The sequence below is a fragment of the Acinetobacter sp. 789_lipA genome (assembly GCF_058242845.1).
Map to the genome: position 1 here is coordinate 1,654,500 of NZ_JBZAYS010000001.1, position 16,129 is coordinate 1,670,628.

Here is a 16,129-nt window from a genome sequence, read left to right on the forward strand (position 1 = left end):
TTCGTCTACCCCTTATGTATTTGAAGTAGCTTTTTGTTCAGTTTTTGCACCAGCTTCTGTCTTTTTAGCATCCGTTGTTGGAGCTTGAGGTGCTGCTGCTTTAGGTTGATACGGTTTCGCAACAACTTTCTGTTCAGCTTTAACTTTTGCTATTCCGTCAACAATAACTTTTTCACCTGTTTTAAGGCCTTCAGTCACAATCCAGTCTTGGCCTTGAATACCAACTGTGGTGATTTGACGAGGCTCTACTACGCCTTTGTCATTCACAATCATTGCCATCGCTTGACCTGTTGGTGTGCGAGTCACTGCAATTTGCGGCACTAACATCGCATTCGGGATTACGCCTTGAACGATTTGTGCATTGGCAAACATACCTGGAAGCAGCAAGTGATTCGGGTTCGGGAACACCGCACGAATCGTCACAGTCCCTGTATCTGGATTGACACTGGCATCAGAGAACGCTAAGCGGCCTTCGATTGGATAGTCACTGCCATCTTCAAGTTTCAGCTTCACACGCGTGTTGTTACTGCTGTCTAAGCTACCTTTACTCAATTGTTGACGTAAACGAAGAAGTTCAGAGCTTGATTGGTTGATATCAACATAGATCGGGTCTAAACGTTGAATCGTCACCAATGGCTCTGTTTGGTTTGCAGTCACCAAAGCACCAGCAGTAACTGTAGAGCGGTTGGTTTGACCTGAAATTGGAGAGCGGATGGTTGAGTAACCTAAGTCCACTTCAGCATTTTTAACTTGAGCACGTGCTGCTGCCACTTGTGCTTCAGCGACATTTACTTGACCCACTAAGTCGTCATAGTCTTGCTTCGCAACAGCGTTGCTTGAAACCAGTTGCTGATAACGATTCAATTTGGTTCTGAGTGTGCTTAAATTCGCTTCTTGTTGTAATAATGCTGCTTTGGCATTATCAAATGTTGCGCGGTTAGTACGAGAGTCAAGTTCATAAAGTGCCTGGCCTTCACGTACATAACTGCCTTCCGCAAACAAACGTTTTAGAATGATTCCACTCGTTTGTGGGCGAACTTCAGAGATTTCAAATGCCGTGGTTCTGCCAGATAACTCTACAGATTGTTCTACATTTTGCGGTTGTGCAACAATGACACCGACTTCAGTAGGTGGCATTTGTTGAGAAGCGCCAGCTTGCTGCGCATCGTTTGGATCTTTGCTACAACCAACAAGTGCAATACTCGTTGCTAATGCGCAAGCGGTAAGGGCTGGGGCCCAAAGCTTTGCCGACATCATAGTTCCACCTCGATTAGATTCTTATCTAAAAATAATGTGTATTTAATTGGGTATATCTGCCGCACAAGATGTAAAGCAGTGAAATCCAGATAATACTAATGCTCCAACCTGCGAGAACGTCGGATGGGAAATGTACTCCAAGATAGACTCTTGAAATTCCCATCATCAGCATCCATAAAAGAGCAATGGATACAACATGACGATGTGCAGAAAATGGTCGACTTAAGAAAATGGCAAGACACGCCAAAGTGGCAGCATACATACTGTGCGCACTCGGAAAGGAAGCACCATAGCTCGTCACTAGGTGAAACATTTCTGGTGGGCGTGGTCTTGAAATTAGAAATTTAAGTAGCCAAGCAGAAGCAATACTTCCAACAACGCCTAAACCAATAAAAACAACATCTCTATACTTTTTATACCATGCACGATGGAAACACCATAGAGTGGTTAGAAATAATACAAACGGCATGCCACCGAGTGCCGATAAAAGTATTGCAAGTTTATCTATATGCTCAGTTCTTAATGTGCTGAAATATTCGACCATCGCCAGATCTAAATCGGTGAGTGGTTGAGTGCTTAGAGCTAATACACTGATTATAAATAAAATAATACCGATAAAAAGCAACAAGTAAGGCATGCTGGAACTCGTGTCATTTCAACCGATTTAAGCGCGGTTATTTACTGGGTTAAAGTGTACTCATCAGTACACTTTAATTCAAGTGTTGATTAATCATGTATAAAATTTTGTTTACAGTGTAACAAGAGCTCAAAATCAGTACAAAATCATTTTGGATGGTGTTTTGTACTGTTTGAACTTTCTTCAACTTCAAGTGGGACTTTCGGGGGCCAAAAGAAATCACTAGGGCGAGTCAGAAAATGGGTGAGGACCAATTTTGCTAAAGGTTTCCATTGTTCAAATCGAACTCGACGTGCACGTAAAGCCACAATAATCGTGAGGGTAAAACTGACAAATAAGTTCGTTAGACCAATAGCGAGCACTCCGAGGAAAGATACAATAATCAAGCCAATCTCAGGACTACCATTAATATTCATCAGGCCTTGAATGAAGTTTGCTGAAGCAAAGGCAATATGGCGAATATCTAGGGGTAAACCCAAAATATAGCCAATCGTTCCCATACTTCCTAGCATAATTCCGAACAAAAAATTACCCGCTAACGCACCTAAGTTACGTTCTATATAGCCTGCAAATTTGTCGAGTCGTTCTTGTCCCATGATTGTTTTGAGGCGAGGGTGTGCTTTTAAGCGTGGGCCAACTTTGCGATAAACCGCCATATTGTCAAAATAACCCGCCAGCAGACCTGACAAAAATAAACACACGCCAGCAATAGCAGCATGGGGAATGGCTAAAGAGGTAAATGGATTCAGGTCGTGTAGTGTTTTGCTGGCTTTTGCATGTGTCATCAGCGGTTCGTGTAGCCCCGTTGCCCAAGCCCATGCAATAAAGGCTGCAACGGGTATGGCAATCGAGATATTTCCCAAAATAGCAATGAACTGGGTACGGATAATATTGATAATCAATGCTGCTAATTCAGCAATTTGCGCGGTTTTAGAACCTTTGCGGTGTTGTACTGTTGCTGCAAGGGCTGCAGCAGTCATTGCGGGTTGTTTGGTCGCTACAGTAAAGTGCAAGACATGAATCAGCATAAAACCTAGTGAGTAATTCATACTGTAAATAAAGGCTTGCATGAGTGGTGCCATGACCATACGTGCCGACAAGGTTTTGAGCGTTGCCATAATGGCAATAATAACTCCTGCACCCGCTGCGGACTTATACATGGCTAAAAAGCCTTGTTTGTCTGTACTTACATAGTGTTCCCCGGTTTTACTGGCATTTTCAGTTACCTGTAACGCAATTAGTTCACTATTGGTAGTGAGTAGAGAGCGTACGCTGCGTTCGCTATAAATCGCAGCGGTAATATCGACCAAGAGCATACTCACCGCTTCATAGTGTACTTCGCCTTCTTCTACAATTAAATTGAGCAACAGTTCGACGCGGTCTAAGCATTGCTCAAGTAAGGAAATCAGATAGGTTAAACTGACACTGACTCCAATACGTCTAGTCGCACGACGAATTTTCAATACCACATCACGACACTGCTCAATCATGACCAGCGCTTGAGAAGCGTCGGGTGGGGCAACCACACTCGAGGTTTCTGCGTCTTGATGTGCCTTTTTATACTGTTGAATGAATTCGACAATTTCGCGGTTCTGCACTAAAAAAGGCGATTCATATTCGGTCAGCTCAGGATGCGCATTAATAAACTCTGGATATAAACCAATACCACTAATCCGATAAGACAACACCGTAATGGCTTTAATCACTTCACTGCGAATTTTGACTTTTTCTTTTTGATTGGCATGCCCGTGATTGAGCAGGTTCAGCAGTTGTAGCCAGTCACTGTCTCGGATGTTATCGAGCCAATATTTGTCACTTCGGTTGGGAAAAACGCGACGGACTAAATTTTGCAGTTGAGTTTCGTCATTAATCAGCGGGAGAAAATGTGCCCCTAAACGCTGTGACAATTGGTTCCAAAACCCATCTAAAGACAAGATACCTGTATCGGCATAAAGACTGGTTTGTTTATATTGGGAAATAAGCCGCAGTACAAAGCTTTGTAAGGTTGATGCGGCATCGGGAGTGATGAGTAATGCTTGAATGAGCGCTTGAAATTTTTGGTGGATTTCATCGGTTTGATACGCATCTATTGGACGAATACGCTCCACCAACTCAATTAAAAGTTGATCATTTAAAACAGCTTGAGGTTGCTCAAGCTGTTGCTGCATTTGAGAAAACAGATCATTAAATTTTATATGCATAGGCAAGTTAAAAACATTTTAAAGCATCATTTGTTATTGAATTCGATGTAAAGCCAGTTGGGTTAAATTGACCAGTGCTTGACGATATTGGCTGTCAGGTAAAGCCTGTAATGCTTGAAGTGCGGCTTCGGTTTCTTCATGCGCCCGTTGTCGGCAGTAATCTAGTGCGCCAGAACTGTTTACGATAGCAATGACTTGATCAAGATCTGCCGTTCCACCTGTCGCAATACTTCGACGAACAATGTTATGTTCTTCACCCGTTGTATTTTTCAATGCTGAGATTAACGGCAAAGTCGGTTTACCTTCCATTAAATCATCGCCAATATTTTTACCTAATGTTTCAGCATCTGAGGTGTAATCTAAAATATCATCAATGATTTGAAAGGCATTGCCAAAGTGGCCTGCAAATAAACGTAGTGGTTCACGGTACTGCGGTGTCCCAGAAAGAATGGCAGCCCCTTCAGTTGCCAGTTCAAATAAACGTGACGTTTTACCGTGAATAATATCTAAATAAGTTTGTTCTGTGGTTTCAGGTTGGTGCTGTGCTTGAAGTTGTAGCACTTCACCTTCGGCAATTTCACAAGTCCCTGTAGAAAAATCTTTGAGTAAGGTCATATCACCGAGATCGACCAACAAATCAAAGGCGCGTGAAATTAGAAAGTCACCCACCAGTACTGCGGTCTGATTGTTCCAAGTTGCATTGGCCGTTGGGCGACCACGACGTAAGCCAGATTCATCGACCACATCATCATGGACTAAAGTTGCGGTATGCAGCATTTCAATGATGGCAGCAAGTTTACGCTGGCGTTCCAGATCTTCTGCACCACAGGCTTTGGCAGCCAATAAACACATAATGGGACGCATGCGTTTACCACCTGCTTCAACCACATGTTTACTCACCGCCATGACCAATGCCACTTTAGAGGTAATGCCTTCATTAATAAATGTGTCCATCGTGGCAAAGTCTTGAGCTACAGGGGCGAGAATATCTTGCTTAAAGTCGATGGTCATTTGAAGAGCGGCCTCATCTATATAAAGTGATAAAAATCAGCATTACCAGTATTGTGTAAATATGGATACATGTCTAAATGATTCATTTCAATCATAAATAAGACTCACTAGCGTGCGAGGCTATATTTTACTAAAGACAGTTCCTTATTTCCCCAATGTATAAGCGTACTGCATTTGTAGGCTTATTTACATTTTAAAAAATCAATTCATCCATACTATAGCGGATTGATTTTAAAAATCTATTTCATTGTAAGCAAAGTCAAGCCAGAGTTGAACTGTAATTTGTTGATTGAGTTTTTCTCGATTATTAAATAATCGTTAATTTAGTCTAATAAGTTCGGCAAATCTCTTGTTGTTTGAGTCAATATCACTTAAAATCCTTGCCCTTGATTAACCCCAGTGGCGTTCGTATTAAGATCGATATCTTCCTTTATCGGCACGACGACACGGGCATGTTTGGAGTACATTATGTACGCAGTAATCCAAAGCGGTGGTAAACAGCACCGTGTTGTAGAGGGTGAAACCCTTAAAGTTGAATTGTTGAAAGCTGAAACTGGCGCAACTATTACGTTTGATGACGTATTAATGCTAGTAAATGGTGACAGCATTCAAATCGGTGCTCCAGTTGTTGCTGGCGCTACTGTAACTGCTGAAGTAGTTAGCCATGGTCGTCACGACAAAATCCGTATTGTAAAAATGCGTCGTCGTAAACACTACCGTAAACAACAAGGTCACCGTCAATGGTTCACTGAGTTGAAAATTACAGCTATTTCAGGCTAATCACGAGGAGTAATGAGACATGGCAACTAAAAAAGCCGGTGGTTCGACTAAGAACGGTCGTGATTCGAACCCTAAAATGCTTGGTGTTAAAATTTACGGTGGTCAATCTGTGACTGCTGGTAACATCATCGTTCGTCAACGTGGTACAGAATTCCACGCAGGTCAAAACGTTGGTATGGGCCGTGACCATACTTTGTTTGCAACCGCTGACGGCGTAGTAAAATTCGAAGTGAAAGGTCAGTTTGGCCGTCGCTACGTAACTGTTGAAGCGTAAGTTTTAATAGTAAAAAAACCCACAGTTTTGTGGGTTTTTTTTCGTCTATTCATATGGTTAGCTTATTTTTCTTGTGTTTTTAAATTTTGAAATAAAGCACTAAATACCAGTAAATGGTGATATACGTCACAAAAAAGGAGCGTAATAATAGTGTAAAAGTAAAAGAAAGGCAGACAGACATGAACAGAATATTCACAAAAGTCTTGGAAAAATCCTGCTGCCATATGGTTGTTGTAAAACAAAACAGTCAAATTGAAAAAAAACCATATAATGAAAGAGACAGCGTTGTGTATTTCTCATAGATCAAACACTGAGAATAGCGGCGTTGTTACGAATCTAAGACTTACTCCGAAATTATTGTTGTTGAGTATTGTATTCTCCGAAATTATTGTTGTTGAGTATTGTATTGGCCATGGGGAATGCTGCATGGGCAACCCAAGGGGATAATCATCAAGGACAGGGACAAGGGCACGAGTCACATGGGAATGGAAATGGGTATGGTCATGGGTCGCATGGCAACGGAGATGGTAACGGGTACGGAAATGGTAATGGGCATGGAAACGGCAACGGGCAGGGAAATGGTAACGATCATGGAAATGGCAACGGGCACGGAAATGGAAACGGTAATGGGCATGGAAACGGTAACGGGCAGGGAAATGGTAACGATCATGGAAATGGCAACGGGCACGGAAATGGAAACGGTAATGGGCATGGAAACGGTAACGGGCATGGAAATGGTAACGGCCATGGAAATGGTTCTGGAACTCAAGGACCACAAGGTCCAATGGGGCCAGAGGGTCCACAAGGTCCGCAGGGCCCACAAGGAGCGGATGGTACCAACGGCATTAGCCCAGAAGTAATGGCAGCAGCAGATACGAATATCTTGAATCAGGCACAAACCTATGTGAACCAAGTTGGGCAACAAACCCTCAATCAAGCAAATGCTTATACGGATAGTCGTGTAAATGCCTTGAACCGAGACATGCGAAAACTCGAAGATCGAACCTATGCAGCAGTAGCATCAAGTATTGCGATAGCATCTTTACCGCAACCGACAGATGCTGGCTACAATATGTTTAGTGCCGGCGTGGGTACATGGGAAGGTGAGCAAGGTTATGCTTTTGGTCTCAGCGGTGTGACTGAAAGTAACAAATATGTATACAAAGTAGCTGTAACAACCAATAGCGAAGGTAATTTCGGTGCAGGTGCAGCAATTGGTTGGCAATGGAAATGACAGTGATAATTCTTAACCTCAGTTAGAAAAGCCTCTGCATATTCAGAGGCTTTTCTATATCTAAAGAGCACATCTTATCTTCATCATGATGGATATTTCACAACATTAAGCACCAATAAATATACAAATTTTCTTATATTCTCAATTATTAGCCATAAAATTTGATTTAAGATAGCTCATCTAACAAATTGCGACTGCGCAAATTATAAAAGGTGAGATTATGAAAATGCTTCGTAAGACTTTATGTGCAATGACAGTAGGTGTAGTAACACTTGGCCCTGTTATGAGCAGTACAGTATTTGCAGCTCCGGTTGCAGCATCGGAGCAACAAGCGACGACGAGTTTAGTGAAACAGTTGAGTGGTATTCAAAGTATCAGTTCTAACTTTGAGCAAACCACCAAAGTCACAAATTCATCTAAAGCACCGAAGAAACAAGGTTTATCTGCTCAGCATATGAATCAGACCTTTAAAGGGGTGATGAAAGTTGAGCGTCCAGGGAAATTCTATTGGGAAACCACAAGCCCTGCAAAACAAACCATTGTGACTTCGGGCAAAACGGTTTGGATTTATGATCCAGACTTACAGCAAGCAGTTCGTCAGACTTTAGATGAACAGGTGGCGAATACCCCTGCACTATTATTGTCAGGGAATACGGAACAGATTCGTAAGGCATACCGTATTACGCAACCCAATCAGAGCAAAACCTACTATACCTTGTACCCAAAAAACAATGATGGTGCATTTCAAAGCTTAACGATCAGTTTTGGTGCGAAAAATGCGCCAACGCTAATGATCTTAGAGGATTCTTTGGGACAAACAACCTATGTGCGTTTTAATAACACCAAGGTAAATACCAATATTCCACCTTCAACCTTTAATTTTACTCCGCCTAAAGGCACAGACATTATTGACCAATAATATGAGTCTGTTGTTCAAAACCACCTTCGGGTGGTTTTTTATTGGATCACGTTCAGTTACATAACGTGGTGGGAAGTTATGGCTGTGCTTTGTATAGTCTGTGCTATTGAATACTTAACTGCGGGTAAATCATGATATTACTTCATAACAATAAAATTGGATCTGTCTTCGCAATGATGTTGTGCGCGGGATTGCTCAGCGCATGCCAGCCACAAAATGACATTAACGCTGCAAAAAGTGAAGAGACAACTAAACCAGCTCAAGTCTTAAAGACCTTACCACTGATTGAGGCGAAAGTTCGACCATTACAATTGGCGCGTTCTATTGCTTGTGATGAAGAAGGGTGCACCAAATACCAGTTGTACAGCTTGGACACCAATGTCCCATGGATCAATCAATATTTTGATGAGCGGATGAAAAAAGCCAATCCTGTGGCATTTGAAAGCTCGAAGCAAGCAAAGCCACAGATTGATGAAAACATGCTCAGTGAAACTTTGTCTGATGTCCGTTATGTGGCGCAGCGTGGCAAATATGCTGATTTTGTCTTGATGAATTATCACTACCCAGCGCGTGCCGCACATGGCATGTATCACAACGAATACATCACCTTAGATTTGGCAACGAAAAAACGGGTTGCGCTGAGTGACATTGTGGTGGATAAGACGGAGTCCCAATTATTAGATGCATTATATAGTGCCAATAGCATGTGGCTGTCCGATCATAATATTTCACGCGAGCAATTGAAGCTGACCGATAATTATTATATGAGTGCCAAAGGTGTGGTGTTCGTCTATCCCTTATATGAATTAGCGTCTTATGCAGAAGGGATGTCTGAATTGGTTTTACCGTATCAACAAGCCAGCGGCTTAATTAAGGCGGAATATTTGCCAAGTTTTGTCGATTATGCAGCTGAACGAGAAAAAGCGAGCAAAGAAAAGCTATGAAAATTGCTGTAATAAGCCACAGCTAGTGATAGCGTGACTGTATTTTTCGGCCTGAAGCGCTTACACTATAGCCAGTTTTTTTCTTTGCAAAAGATTGGCTATGATCGACCCGAAATTACTCAGAAATAATATTGAGGCTGTAAATTTAGCCTTAGCAAAACGTGGTGTACAACTGAATGTTGAAGAATGGGCATCACTAGAAGCTCGCCGTAAAGAGATTCAATCCAAAACTGAATCTCTTCAGGCTGAACGTAATTCGGGTGCAAAACAAGTTGGCCAAATTAAAAAAGCTGGTGGTAATGCATCTGAAATTATGACGCGTATGTCAGCGATTGGTGATGAAATCAAAGCGGCAGAAGTCGCTTTGTCTGAATTACAAGCTGAACTTGAAGCAAAATCACTCAGCATTCCAAACTTGCCAGATGAGTCTGTTCCTGAAGGAAAAGACGAAAGCGATAACGTGGAAATCCTCACATGGGGTACGCCGCGTACGTTTGACTTCGAAATTAAAGACCACACTGACTTAGGTGAGTGGATGGGCGGTCTTGAGTTTGAAACTGCGACCAAATTGACAGGTTCTCGTTTCAGTGTGCTCAAAGGACCACTTGCTCGTTTACAACGTGCGATTACACAGTTCATGTTGAATACACATACTTTGGAAAATGGTTATACCGAAGCTTATGTGCCATATTTAGTCAATGCTGACTCACTCCGTGGTACAGGCCAATTGCCTAAATTTGAAGAAGATTTATTCAAATTACAAGGTGAAAAAGAGTATTACCTCATTCCAACTGCGGAAGTGCCTGTAACCAACTTCGTGCGTGATGAAATCATTGATGCAGACCGTTTACCACTGAAATATGCAGCACATACGCCATGTTTCCGTAGTGAAGCAGGTTCATATGGTCGTGATACGCGTGGGTTGATTCGTCAACACCAATTCGACAAAGTTGAAATGGTGCAAATTGTTAAACCAGAAGACTCAATGCAAGCGCTTGAAGAGCTTACAGGTCATGCTGAAGGGATCTTGAAAGCACTTGGTTTGCCGTACCGTAAGATCATTCTTTGTGGTGGTGATATGGGCTTCGGTGCAACTAAAACTTACGATCTTGAAGTTTGGGTACCAAGTCAAAATACATACCGCGAAATATCTTCATGTTCAAACATGGGTGACTTCCAAGCGCGTCGTATGAAAGCACGCTACCGTGCAGACCAAAAGAAAACTGAATTTGTACATACGCTGAATGGTTCAGGTTTGGCTGTGGGCCGTACTTTACTTGCGGTCATGGAAAACTACCAACGTGCTGATGGTTCGATTGAAATTCCGACCGTGCTTCGTCCATATATGGGCGGCGCTGAGTACATTGACTAATAAAGTCGATGTACTGCACAGTTTTGTGCACAATAATTGCTTTAAGACAGTCAGATAAAACTCATTGAGGTCGTGTGTGGATATTTTTCCAATCTCTTTAAAGTTGCAACAGCAACCTTGTCTGATTGTCGGTGGTGGGCATATTGCTTACCGTAAGGCAGTGTTGTTACATAAAGCAGGAGCGGTGATTCATGTCATTGCTCCTGATATTGATGCAAATTTATTGCAACTGGTTGAAGAAAGCCAAGGGCAATATATCCAAGCGCTATATCCTGCGCAGATTCAACTCAATGACTATCGTTTAGTGATTGCTGCAACAGATGATTATGCGGTGAATACTCAAGTCTTTGAGGACTGTGAAGCGCTGAAAATACTGGTCAACAGTGTTGATGATCCACCGCATTGCCGTTTCATGGTTCCTGCTATTGTTGATCGTTCGCCTTTGGTGATTTCAGTGGCCAGCAATGGTACATCCCCCGTCTTATCTCGCCAAATTCGAACCCAGCTTGAAACCAGTATTCCACATGGCATGGGTAAGCTGGCTGAGTTTTCAGGAAAATGGCGTGCAGCGGTGAAAGCGAAGATTTCTAATCCTGATGAGCGCCGTGTTTTTTGGGAAGACTTATATGCAAGTCCCCTGAAAGAACAGGTTTTTCATGACAATCTTGTAGAAGCAGATCGTTTAATCGAGCAAGCGCTGTTGGAGTGGAAAACACCGAAAGGTGAGGTATATTTGGTTGGTGCAGGTCCAGGTGATCCTGAGTTGCTGACCCTCAAAGCATTGCGTTTGATGCAACAAGCCGATGTGGTGATTTATGATCGTTTGGTTTCTCCTGTGATTATGGAACTCTGCCGTCGCGATGCAACAAAAATTTATGTGGGTAAAGCCCGTTCTAACCATGCTGTACCGCAAGAAGGCATCAATGCCTTACTGGTGGAATATGCCTCAAAAGGTCAACGTGTTTGCCGTTTAAAAGGTGGTGATCCTTTCATCTTTGGTCGTGGTGGTGAAGAAATCCAAGAGCTTTTTGCTGCAGGTGTACCATTTCAAGTAGTGCCGGGGATTACTGCCGCATCGGGTTGTTCGGCTTATGCAGGCATTCCTTTGACACATCGCGATTATGCGCAAAGCGTGCGTTTCCTTACGGGGCATTTAAAAGAAGGTTCGCCTGAGTTACCGTGGGATGAGTTGGTCTATCAGAATCAAACGCTTGTGCTGTACATGGGCTTGGTTGGTTTAGAAAAAATTTGTGAAAAGTTAATTGAGCATGGGCAGCGCCCAGACATGCCCGTTGCTTTGATTTCGAAAGGTACCACGCCAGAACAAAAAGTGGTGGTCGGGACCTTAGCGGATATCGCATCAAAAGTTGAAGAAAATCATATTCAAGCGCCTACATTGACCATCATTGGTGATGTAGTAAGTTTGCGTGAACAATTACAGTGGCAAGATTAATTATTGCCATATTGAAAGAGTAGAGAAAAGCTGTGATCCATGTTGTTTTATACGAGCCCGAAATTCCTGCAAACACAGGCAATATCATTCGTTTATGTGCCAATACTGGAGCGCAGCTGCATTTGGTTAAGCCACTCGGCTTTGAACTGGATGATAAAAAACTCAAACGTGCAGGTTTGGACTACCACGAGTGGGCGCGCATGCAAATTTGGGAAACATTCGATGAGTGTTTAGCAAGTTTAGCTGAAAAAGGTGTCGATATAAACGCGATTTATCCTCTAACCACCAAAGGAACGGAAACGCCGCATACTTCGGATTTGAATCGCCCCGTGGCTTTACTCATGGGACCTGAGACGCGTGGTCTGCCTGAGCAGATTCGTATGCTGTTTCCAAAAGAGCATTGGATTCGTTTGCCCATGGCTGAAAACTCGCGCAGTTTGAACTTATCCAATGCGACAGCTGTGATTGTGTATGAAGCATGGCGTCAGCAGGGTTTTAAGCCTTTAGCCTAATCAAATTGCTATGATAGAGCCCGCTTAAGCGGGCTCTATTTTTTCTAGCTTTTGATCGAATCCAGCTCTGGATTTTAAAACTTTACGCATATTGGCTTCGACCCAATCTTTCATTTGATAGGCATTTTGAGCAAAGTCTTTGCCAATCTCAGTTAACGCGTATTCCACGCGAATCACGTTATCTTCATGAATGGTTCGCGTCAAAAAACCATCGCGTTCTAAGATCTTTAATTTTTGTGACAGTACTTTAGGTGAAATACCTAAAACATTTTTCTTGAGCTCATTAAAGTGCTGTGACTCCTGATCCAGTGTATACACAATCAATAAAATCCACTTGTCTGCAAATTTTTCAAAAAAAAGACGAGCAGGACAATCTGGATGAAAAATATTAAATTTCATTGGCTTATTCATTTCTAACCATGCTCCTTTTAGATTCTATCTTCATTTGAAACAATCAATCAGACTAGTTACCAAGTGGTAACTAATTGATACTAGGTTTCATAAGTGTATCATTAATACAGACTTAATGCAGTGCTGTCATCAGACTACGCTTTCGCAAGATACTGGCAATTGGATGGATCACATGATGAAAGTTTCAGAGGCTGTTGTTTTTATTACGGGTGCGAATCGTGGCTTAGGACTTGCCATCGCTCGGGAGGCACGTCGTCAGGGCGCTAAAAAGATCTATGTGGGTATGCGCCAGATTGGGAGTTTTCACGAAGAAGGGTTAATCCCGATTCAACTCGATGTGAATGATGAAGGGTCTATACAGCAGGCTGCCGAACAATGTGCAGATACCACGATTCTTGTGAATAACGCGGGCATTGCGCTTTTAAATGAGCATCCTGTCGATGCCAATATCATTGCGACTACGCAAAAGATTTTGGAAACCAATTTGTTGGGCTTGATGCGAGTGACGCAAATTTTTGCTCCGATCTTGCAAAAGAGCCAACAGGCTTATGTGGTCAATATTCTCTCGGATGTATCTTGGGAGCCAAGCACTGTTTTGACCAGTTATGCCATTTCCAAGGCAGCAGCATGGTCATATACCAACTCAAGTCGTCAGTGGTTGTCTCAATTTAATATTCAGGTCATGGGGGTGCATGTAGGTTTTATTGATACCGATCTGACTCGTTCATTACCTATTCCAAAGATTGCGTCAGAAACAGTAGCCCAAGAAATCTTTCAAGGCATCGAGCAAAATGCGTATGAAGTTTTGGTCGGTGAAAAGACCCAGCAGTTGAAGCAGGGTCTAAGCGCTGAAGTTGCAAGTTATTTGAAACTTAAGCCCGATCAGGCAAGTGTTTAAGATATTTCATACTGTTTATTTTTAATGGTTTACGTGGCACAGCATCATGATTGACGCAGCGATGCCAATCAACTAATTCAAAAGAGGAAACTAAAATGTCGAATATTTCAGTGGTTTTTTATTCAGGTTATGGTCATACCAAAGTGATTGCACAAACTTTTGCGCAAGGAATTGGTGCAAATCTGGTGGAGATTGACCCAAATGGAGACATTCCAGAGCAAGATTGGCTGACACTGGATCAATCTGATGCAATTGTATTTGGTGCACCAACTTATATGGGCACTGCGCCGTGGCAATTTAAAAAGTTTGCCGATGCATCTTCAAAAAAATGGTTTACTCGTGCATGGCAAGATAAAATTTTCGGTGGCTTTACCAATAGTGCAAGCTTAAATGGTGATAAGCAAGTGACCTTAATTCAACTACAAACACTAGCATCACAGCATGGCGGTATTTGGGTAAGCTTGGGCTTATTGCCTGCTAATAGTAAAGCGGCAACCCGTCAAGATGTAAATAATTTGGGTGGTTCTGTAGGCTTGTTGGTGCAATCACCATCGGATGCAAGTACGGATGAAATCCCAGCCGGGGATCTCGAAACCACAAAAGCCTATGCACAGCGTATTGCTAAAATGACTAAACCATTTAAGGGCTAGTTTTTTAGCTCTAGTTTAAAAAAGAAAAAGACGCACTTGGCGTCTTTTTCTTTTTGAATGAAAGATTAGAGCGGATCGTCAAATTCATTATGTTGTGGTGCAGGTTGCTTAAAGCCTTTGGTTTTATAACCTAAGTATAAAATACCAAACATTGCCCACCATAAACCGAATTTCAACGCGGTTTCTTCAATCTCTAGCCACATGGCAAAGATACTGAGGAATCCACACATTGGAATTATCACAAAGCTAAAGATATCTTTAATATTCTTTGTGCGGCCATCACGCAGTGCATATCTTGAAATCACCGATAAGTTTACAAAGGTAAATGCAGTTAATGCACCGAAGCTGATCATCGAAATAACGATGTCTAAGTCCATGAAGCCAGCGGTTAATGCTACAGCACCTACAATGAGAATGTTATAAGACGGTGTGAAGCTTTTCGGGCTAATATGACCAAAAATCTTCTTGTTAATCACGCCATCGCGGCCCATCACATACATTAAGCGTGAAACGCCTGCATGTGCCGAAATACCTGATGCCATAACAGTCACAATTGCAAAGTACAACACCACCGTTTTAAACGCAACGCCACCGACGGCTTGTAAAATGTCAGGCTGTGTTGCAGCAACATCTTCAAAGTAAGTCTTTGGATCGTTCGGGAAGTAAATCTGCATGAAGTAGGTGCTGATAATAAAGATCACACCAGCCAAGAGTGCCGTTAAGAAAATCGCTTTAGGTAGTGTTTTCTCGGTATCTTTTGTTTCTTCTGCCAGCGAGCTGAGCGAGTCAAAACCTGTGAATGAGAAGCACAGCAAAGTTGCACCTGTAATCAGGGCACCCAGTGAAGTAAGCTCATTCCAAAATGGCTCTAAACTCCATAACTGATATTTCGCATTGACCAAAGTACCATCTGCGTTGACGCCACCAGCAAGTAAGCTGTAAACCATCCACGTGAAGTAAGCAATCACACCTAACTGTACAAAAACGATCAAACCATTAAAGTTTGCAACGAAGCGTGCACCACGTAAGTTGACCGCGGTCATAAATGCAGTTAAACCAACCACCCAGACCCAATGGTTTACATCAGGGAATAAGGCTTCAAGGTAAATCACGGCAAGAATGATGTTGACCATTGGAGACAATAAATAGTCTAACCATGATGACCAACCGACCATAAATCCGACATTCGGATGGATGGACTTTTGCGCATAGGTATAGGCTGAACCCGAGGAAGGGTAGCGACGAATCATGTGACCATAACTGATCGACGTGAATAAAATTGCAATTAAAGCAATGATATATGACGTTGGCACATGATAATGACTTTCTTCTGATACTAAACCGAAAGTATCAAATAATGTCATTGGTTGAATATAAGCTAAACCAATAATAATGATGTGCCAGAGACCTAGCGTTTTTTGCAGTTTAGCTGCCGATTGAGTCCCAGAAATATTAGTCAACGGCGTTATCCTCTTAATCGTTGATCAAGGATCAGTCATGTTTAATAAGGATCGTTTGAGACGAACGATCCCCCCTGTGTTTAATTTCAAAAGTGCGCCAATCTACATTAATTTGG

At 42.3% G+C, this 16,129-nt stretch carries 17 protein-coding genes; 11 read left to right on the plus strand and 6 right to left on the minus strand.

What is annotated here, in order from left to right; genetic code table 11:
* Window positions 1–12: 12 nt before the first annotated feature.
* From AC4CUZ_RS07925 to sdsA, 4 genes are all read right to left on the minus strand, one after another.
* Complete coding sequence (locus tag AC4CUZ_RS07925; RefSeq protein ID WP_126037584.1) at window positions 13–1,257, minus strand: efflux RND transporter periplasmic adaptor subunit; 1,245 nt, start codon at window positions 1,255–1,257, stop codon at window positions 13–15.
* A gap of 25 nt (window positions 1,258–1,282) precedes the next feature.
* Window positions 1,283–1,894 carry a phosphatase PAP2 family protein gene (locus tag AC4CUZ_RS07930; RefSeq protein WP_419381199.1) on the minus strand — a complete coding sequence of 204 codons (612 nt, stop codon included), beginning with the start codon at window positions 1,892–1,894 and terminating at the stop codon, window positions 1,283–1,285.
* 146 nt (window positions 1,895–2,040) lie between these two features.
* Entirely contained in the window at window positions 2,041–4,095 is a 2,055-nt protein-coding gene (locus tag AC4CUZ_RS07935) for a site-specific recombinase (protein ID WP_419381208.1), read from the minus strand.
* A gap of 33 nt (window positions 4,096–4,128) precedes the next feature.
* On the minus strand, window positions 4,129–5,106 hold the full coding sequence (gene sdsA / locus AC4CUZ_RS07940; RefSeq protein ID WP_176538148.1) for an All-trans-nonaprenyl-diphosphate synthase: 978 nt from the start codon (window positions 5,104–5,106) through the stop codon (window positions 4,129–4,131).
* A 468-nt stretch (window positions 5,107–5,574) separates the two neighbouring features.
* Between sdsA and rplU the strand changes: the two genes are divergently transcribed.
* The 9 genes from rplU (at window position 5,575) to AC4CUZ_RS07985 (ending at window position 12,594) form a co-directional block, all read left to right on the plus strand.
* The gene (gene rplU, locus AC4CUZ_RS07945) at window positions 5,575–5,886 is read left to right on the plus strand and encodes a 50S ribosomal protein L21 (RefSeq protein ID WP_004695441.1); all 312 of its coding nucleotides are present in this window, start codon (window positions 5,575–5,577) and stop codon (window positions 5,884–5,886) included.
* 19 nt (window positions 5,887–5,905) lie between these two features.
* Entirely contained in the window at window positions 5,906–6,160 is a 255-nt protein-coding gene (gene rpmA, locus AC4CUZ_RS07950; RefSeq protein ID WP_004695443.1) for a 50S ribosomal protein L27, read from the plus strand.
* 479 nt (window positions 6,161–6,639) lie between these two features.
* Complete coding sequence (locus AC4CUZ_RS07955; protein ID WP_178928232.1) at window positions 6,640–7,020, plus strand: hypothetical protein; 381 nt, start codon at window positions 6,640–6,642, stop codon at window positions 7,018–7,020.
* The gene (locus AC4CUZ_RS07960) at window positions 7,020–7,394 is read left to right on the plus strand and encodes a YadA C-terminal domain-containing protein (RefSeq protein WP_490747467.1); all 375 of its coding nucleotides are present in this window, start codon (window positions 7,020–7,022) and stop codon (window positions 7,392–7,394) included. The genes AC4CUZ_RS07955 and AC4CUZ_RS07960 overlap by 1 nt, the downstream gene beginning before the upstream one ends.
* A gap of 220 nt (window positions 7,395–7,614) precedes the next feature.
* Window positions 7,615–8,313 carry an outer membrane lipoprotein periplasmic chaperone LolA gene (lolA, locus tag AC4CUZ_RS07965; protein ID WP_151835884.1) on the plus strand — a complete coding sequence of 233 codons (699 nt, stop codon included), beginning with the start codon at window positions 7,615–7,617 and terminating at the stop codon, window positions 8,311–8,313.
* Window positions 8,314–8,486: 173 nt separating this feature from the next.
* The gene (locus tag AC4CUZ_RS07970; RefSeq protein WP_490738292.1) at window positions 8,487–9,257 is read left to right on the plus strand and encodes an RsiV family protein; all 771 of its coding nucleotides are present in this window, start codon (window positions 8,487–8,489) and stop codon (window positions 9,255–9,257) included.
* A gap of 100 nt (window positions 9,258–9,357) precedes the next feature.
* The gene (serS, locus tag AC4CUZ_RS07975) at window positions 9,358–10,629 is read left to right on the plus strand and encodes a serine--tRNA ligase (protein WP_279043447.1); all 1,272 of its coding nucleotides are present in this window, start codon (window positions 9,358–9,360) and stop codon (window positions 10,627–10,629) included.
* Between the two features lie 76 nt (window positions 10,630–10,705).
* A complete protein-coding gene (gene cysG / locus AC4CUZ_RS07980) occupies window positions 10,706–12,082 on the plus strand; it encodes a siroheme synthase CysG (RefSeq protein WP_279043449.1) in 1,377 nt (458 codons plus the stop codon).
* 32 nt (window positions 12,083–12,114) lie between these two features.
* Window positions 12,115–12,594 (plus strand): tRNA (cytidine(34)-2'-O)-methyltransferase, encoded by a 480-nt coding sequence (locus AC4CUZ_RS07985; RefSeq protein ID WP_279043451.1) that lies wholly within the window; start codon window positions 12,115–12,117, stop codon window positions 12,592–12,594.
* 24 nt (window positions 12,595–12,618) lie between these two features.
* Here AC4CUZ_RS07985 and AC4CUZ_RS07990 read toward each other — a convergent pair whose 3' ends face one another.
* Window positions 12,619–13,005: a winged helix-turn-helix transcriptional regulator gene (locus AC4CUZ_RS07990; RefSeq protein ID WP_490747468.1), complete on the minus strand. Its 387-nt coding sequence runs from the start codon at window positions 13,003–13,005 to the stop codon at window positions 12,619–12,621.
* Window positions 13,006–13,120: 115 nt separating this feature from the next.
* Here AC4CUZ_RS07990 and AC4CUZ_RS07995 point away from each other — a divergent pair, with 115 nt between their 5' ends.
* Entirely contained in the window at window positions 13,121–13,903 is a 783-nt protein-coding gene (locus AC4CUZ_RS07995) for an SDR family NAD(P)-dependent oxidoreductase (protein ID WP_279043453.1), read from the plus strand.
* Window positions 13,904–13,998: 95 nt separating this feature from the next.
* On the plus strand, window positions 13,999–14,553 hold the full coding sequence (locus AC4CUZ_RS08000) for a flavodoxin family protein (RefSeq protein ID WP_279043455.1): 555 nt from the start codon (window positions 13,999–14,001) through the stop codon (window positions 14,551–14,553).
* A gap of 65 nt (window positions 14,554–14,618) precedes the next feature.
* Here the strand turns inward: AC4CUZ_RS08000 and AC4CUZ_RS08005 are convergent, their stop codons facing one another.
* A complete protein-coding gene (locus tag AC4CUZ_RS08005; protein ID WP_004695470.1) occupies window positions 14,619–16,013 on the minus strand; it encodes an APC family permease in 1,395 nt (464 codons plus the stop codon).
* Window positions 16,014–16,129: the final 116 nt, after the last annotated feature.

Coding starts and splice junctions, on each gene's coding strand:
- AC4CUZ_RS07925 (WP_126037584.1), bottom strand. CDS start 1,257: ATGATGTCGGCAAAGCTTTGGGCCCCAGCCCTTACCGCTTGCGCATTA.
- AC4CUZ_RS07930 (WP_419381199.1), bottom strand. CDS start 1,894: ATGCCTTACTTGTTGCTTTTTATCGGTATTATTTTATTTATAATCAGT.
- AC4CUZ_RS07935 (WP_419381208.1), bottom strand. CDS start 4,095: ATGCATATAAAATTTAATGATCTGTTTTCTCAAATGCAGCAACAGCTT.
- sdsA (WP_176538148.1), bottom strand. CDS start 5,106: ATGACCATCGACTTTAAGCAAGATATTCTCGCCCCTGTAGCTCAAGAC.
- rplU (WP_004695441.1), top strand. CDS start 5,575: ATGTACGCAGTAATCCAAAGCGGTGGTAAACAGCACCGTGTTGTAGAG.
- rpmA (WP_004695443.1), top strand. CDS start 5,906: ATGGCAACTAAAAAAGCCGGTGGTTCGACTAAGAACGGTCGTGATTCG.
- AC4CUZ_RS07955 (WP_178928232.1), top strand. CDS start 6,640: ATGGGAATGGAAATGGGTATGGTCATGGGTCGCATGGCAACGGAGATG.
- AC4CUZ_RS07960 (WP_490747467.1), top strand. CDS start 7,020: ATGGCAGCAGCAGATACGAATATCTTGAATCAGGCACAAACCTATGTG.
- lolA (WP_151835884.1), top strand. CDS start 7,615: ATGAAAATGCTTCGTAAGACTTTATGTGCAATGACAGTAGGTGTAGTA.
- AC4CUZ_RS07970 (WP_490738292.1), top strand. CDS start 8,487: ATGATGTTGTGCGCGGGATTGCTCAGCGCATGCCAGCCACAAAATGAC.
- serS (WP_279043447.1), top strand. CDS start 9,358: ATGATCGACCCGAAATTACTCAGAAATAATATTGAGGCTGTAAATTTA.
- AC4CUZ_RS07990 (WP_490747468.1), bottom strand. CDS start 13,005: ATGAATAAGCCAATGAAATTTAATATTTTTCATCCAGATTGTCCTGCT.
- AC4CUZ_RS07995 (WP_279043453.1), top strand. CDS start 13,121: ATGCAGTGCTGTCATCAGACTACGCTTTCGCAAGATACTGGCAATTGG.
- AC4CUZ_RS08000 (WP_279043455.1), top strand. CDS start 13,999: ATGTCGAATATTTCAGTGGTTTTTTATTCAGGTTATGGTCATACCAAA.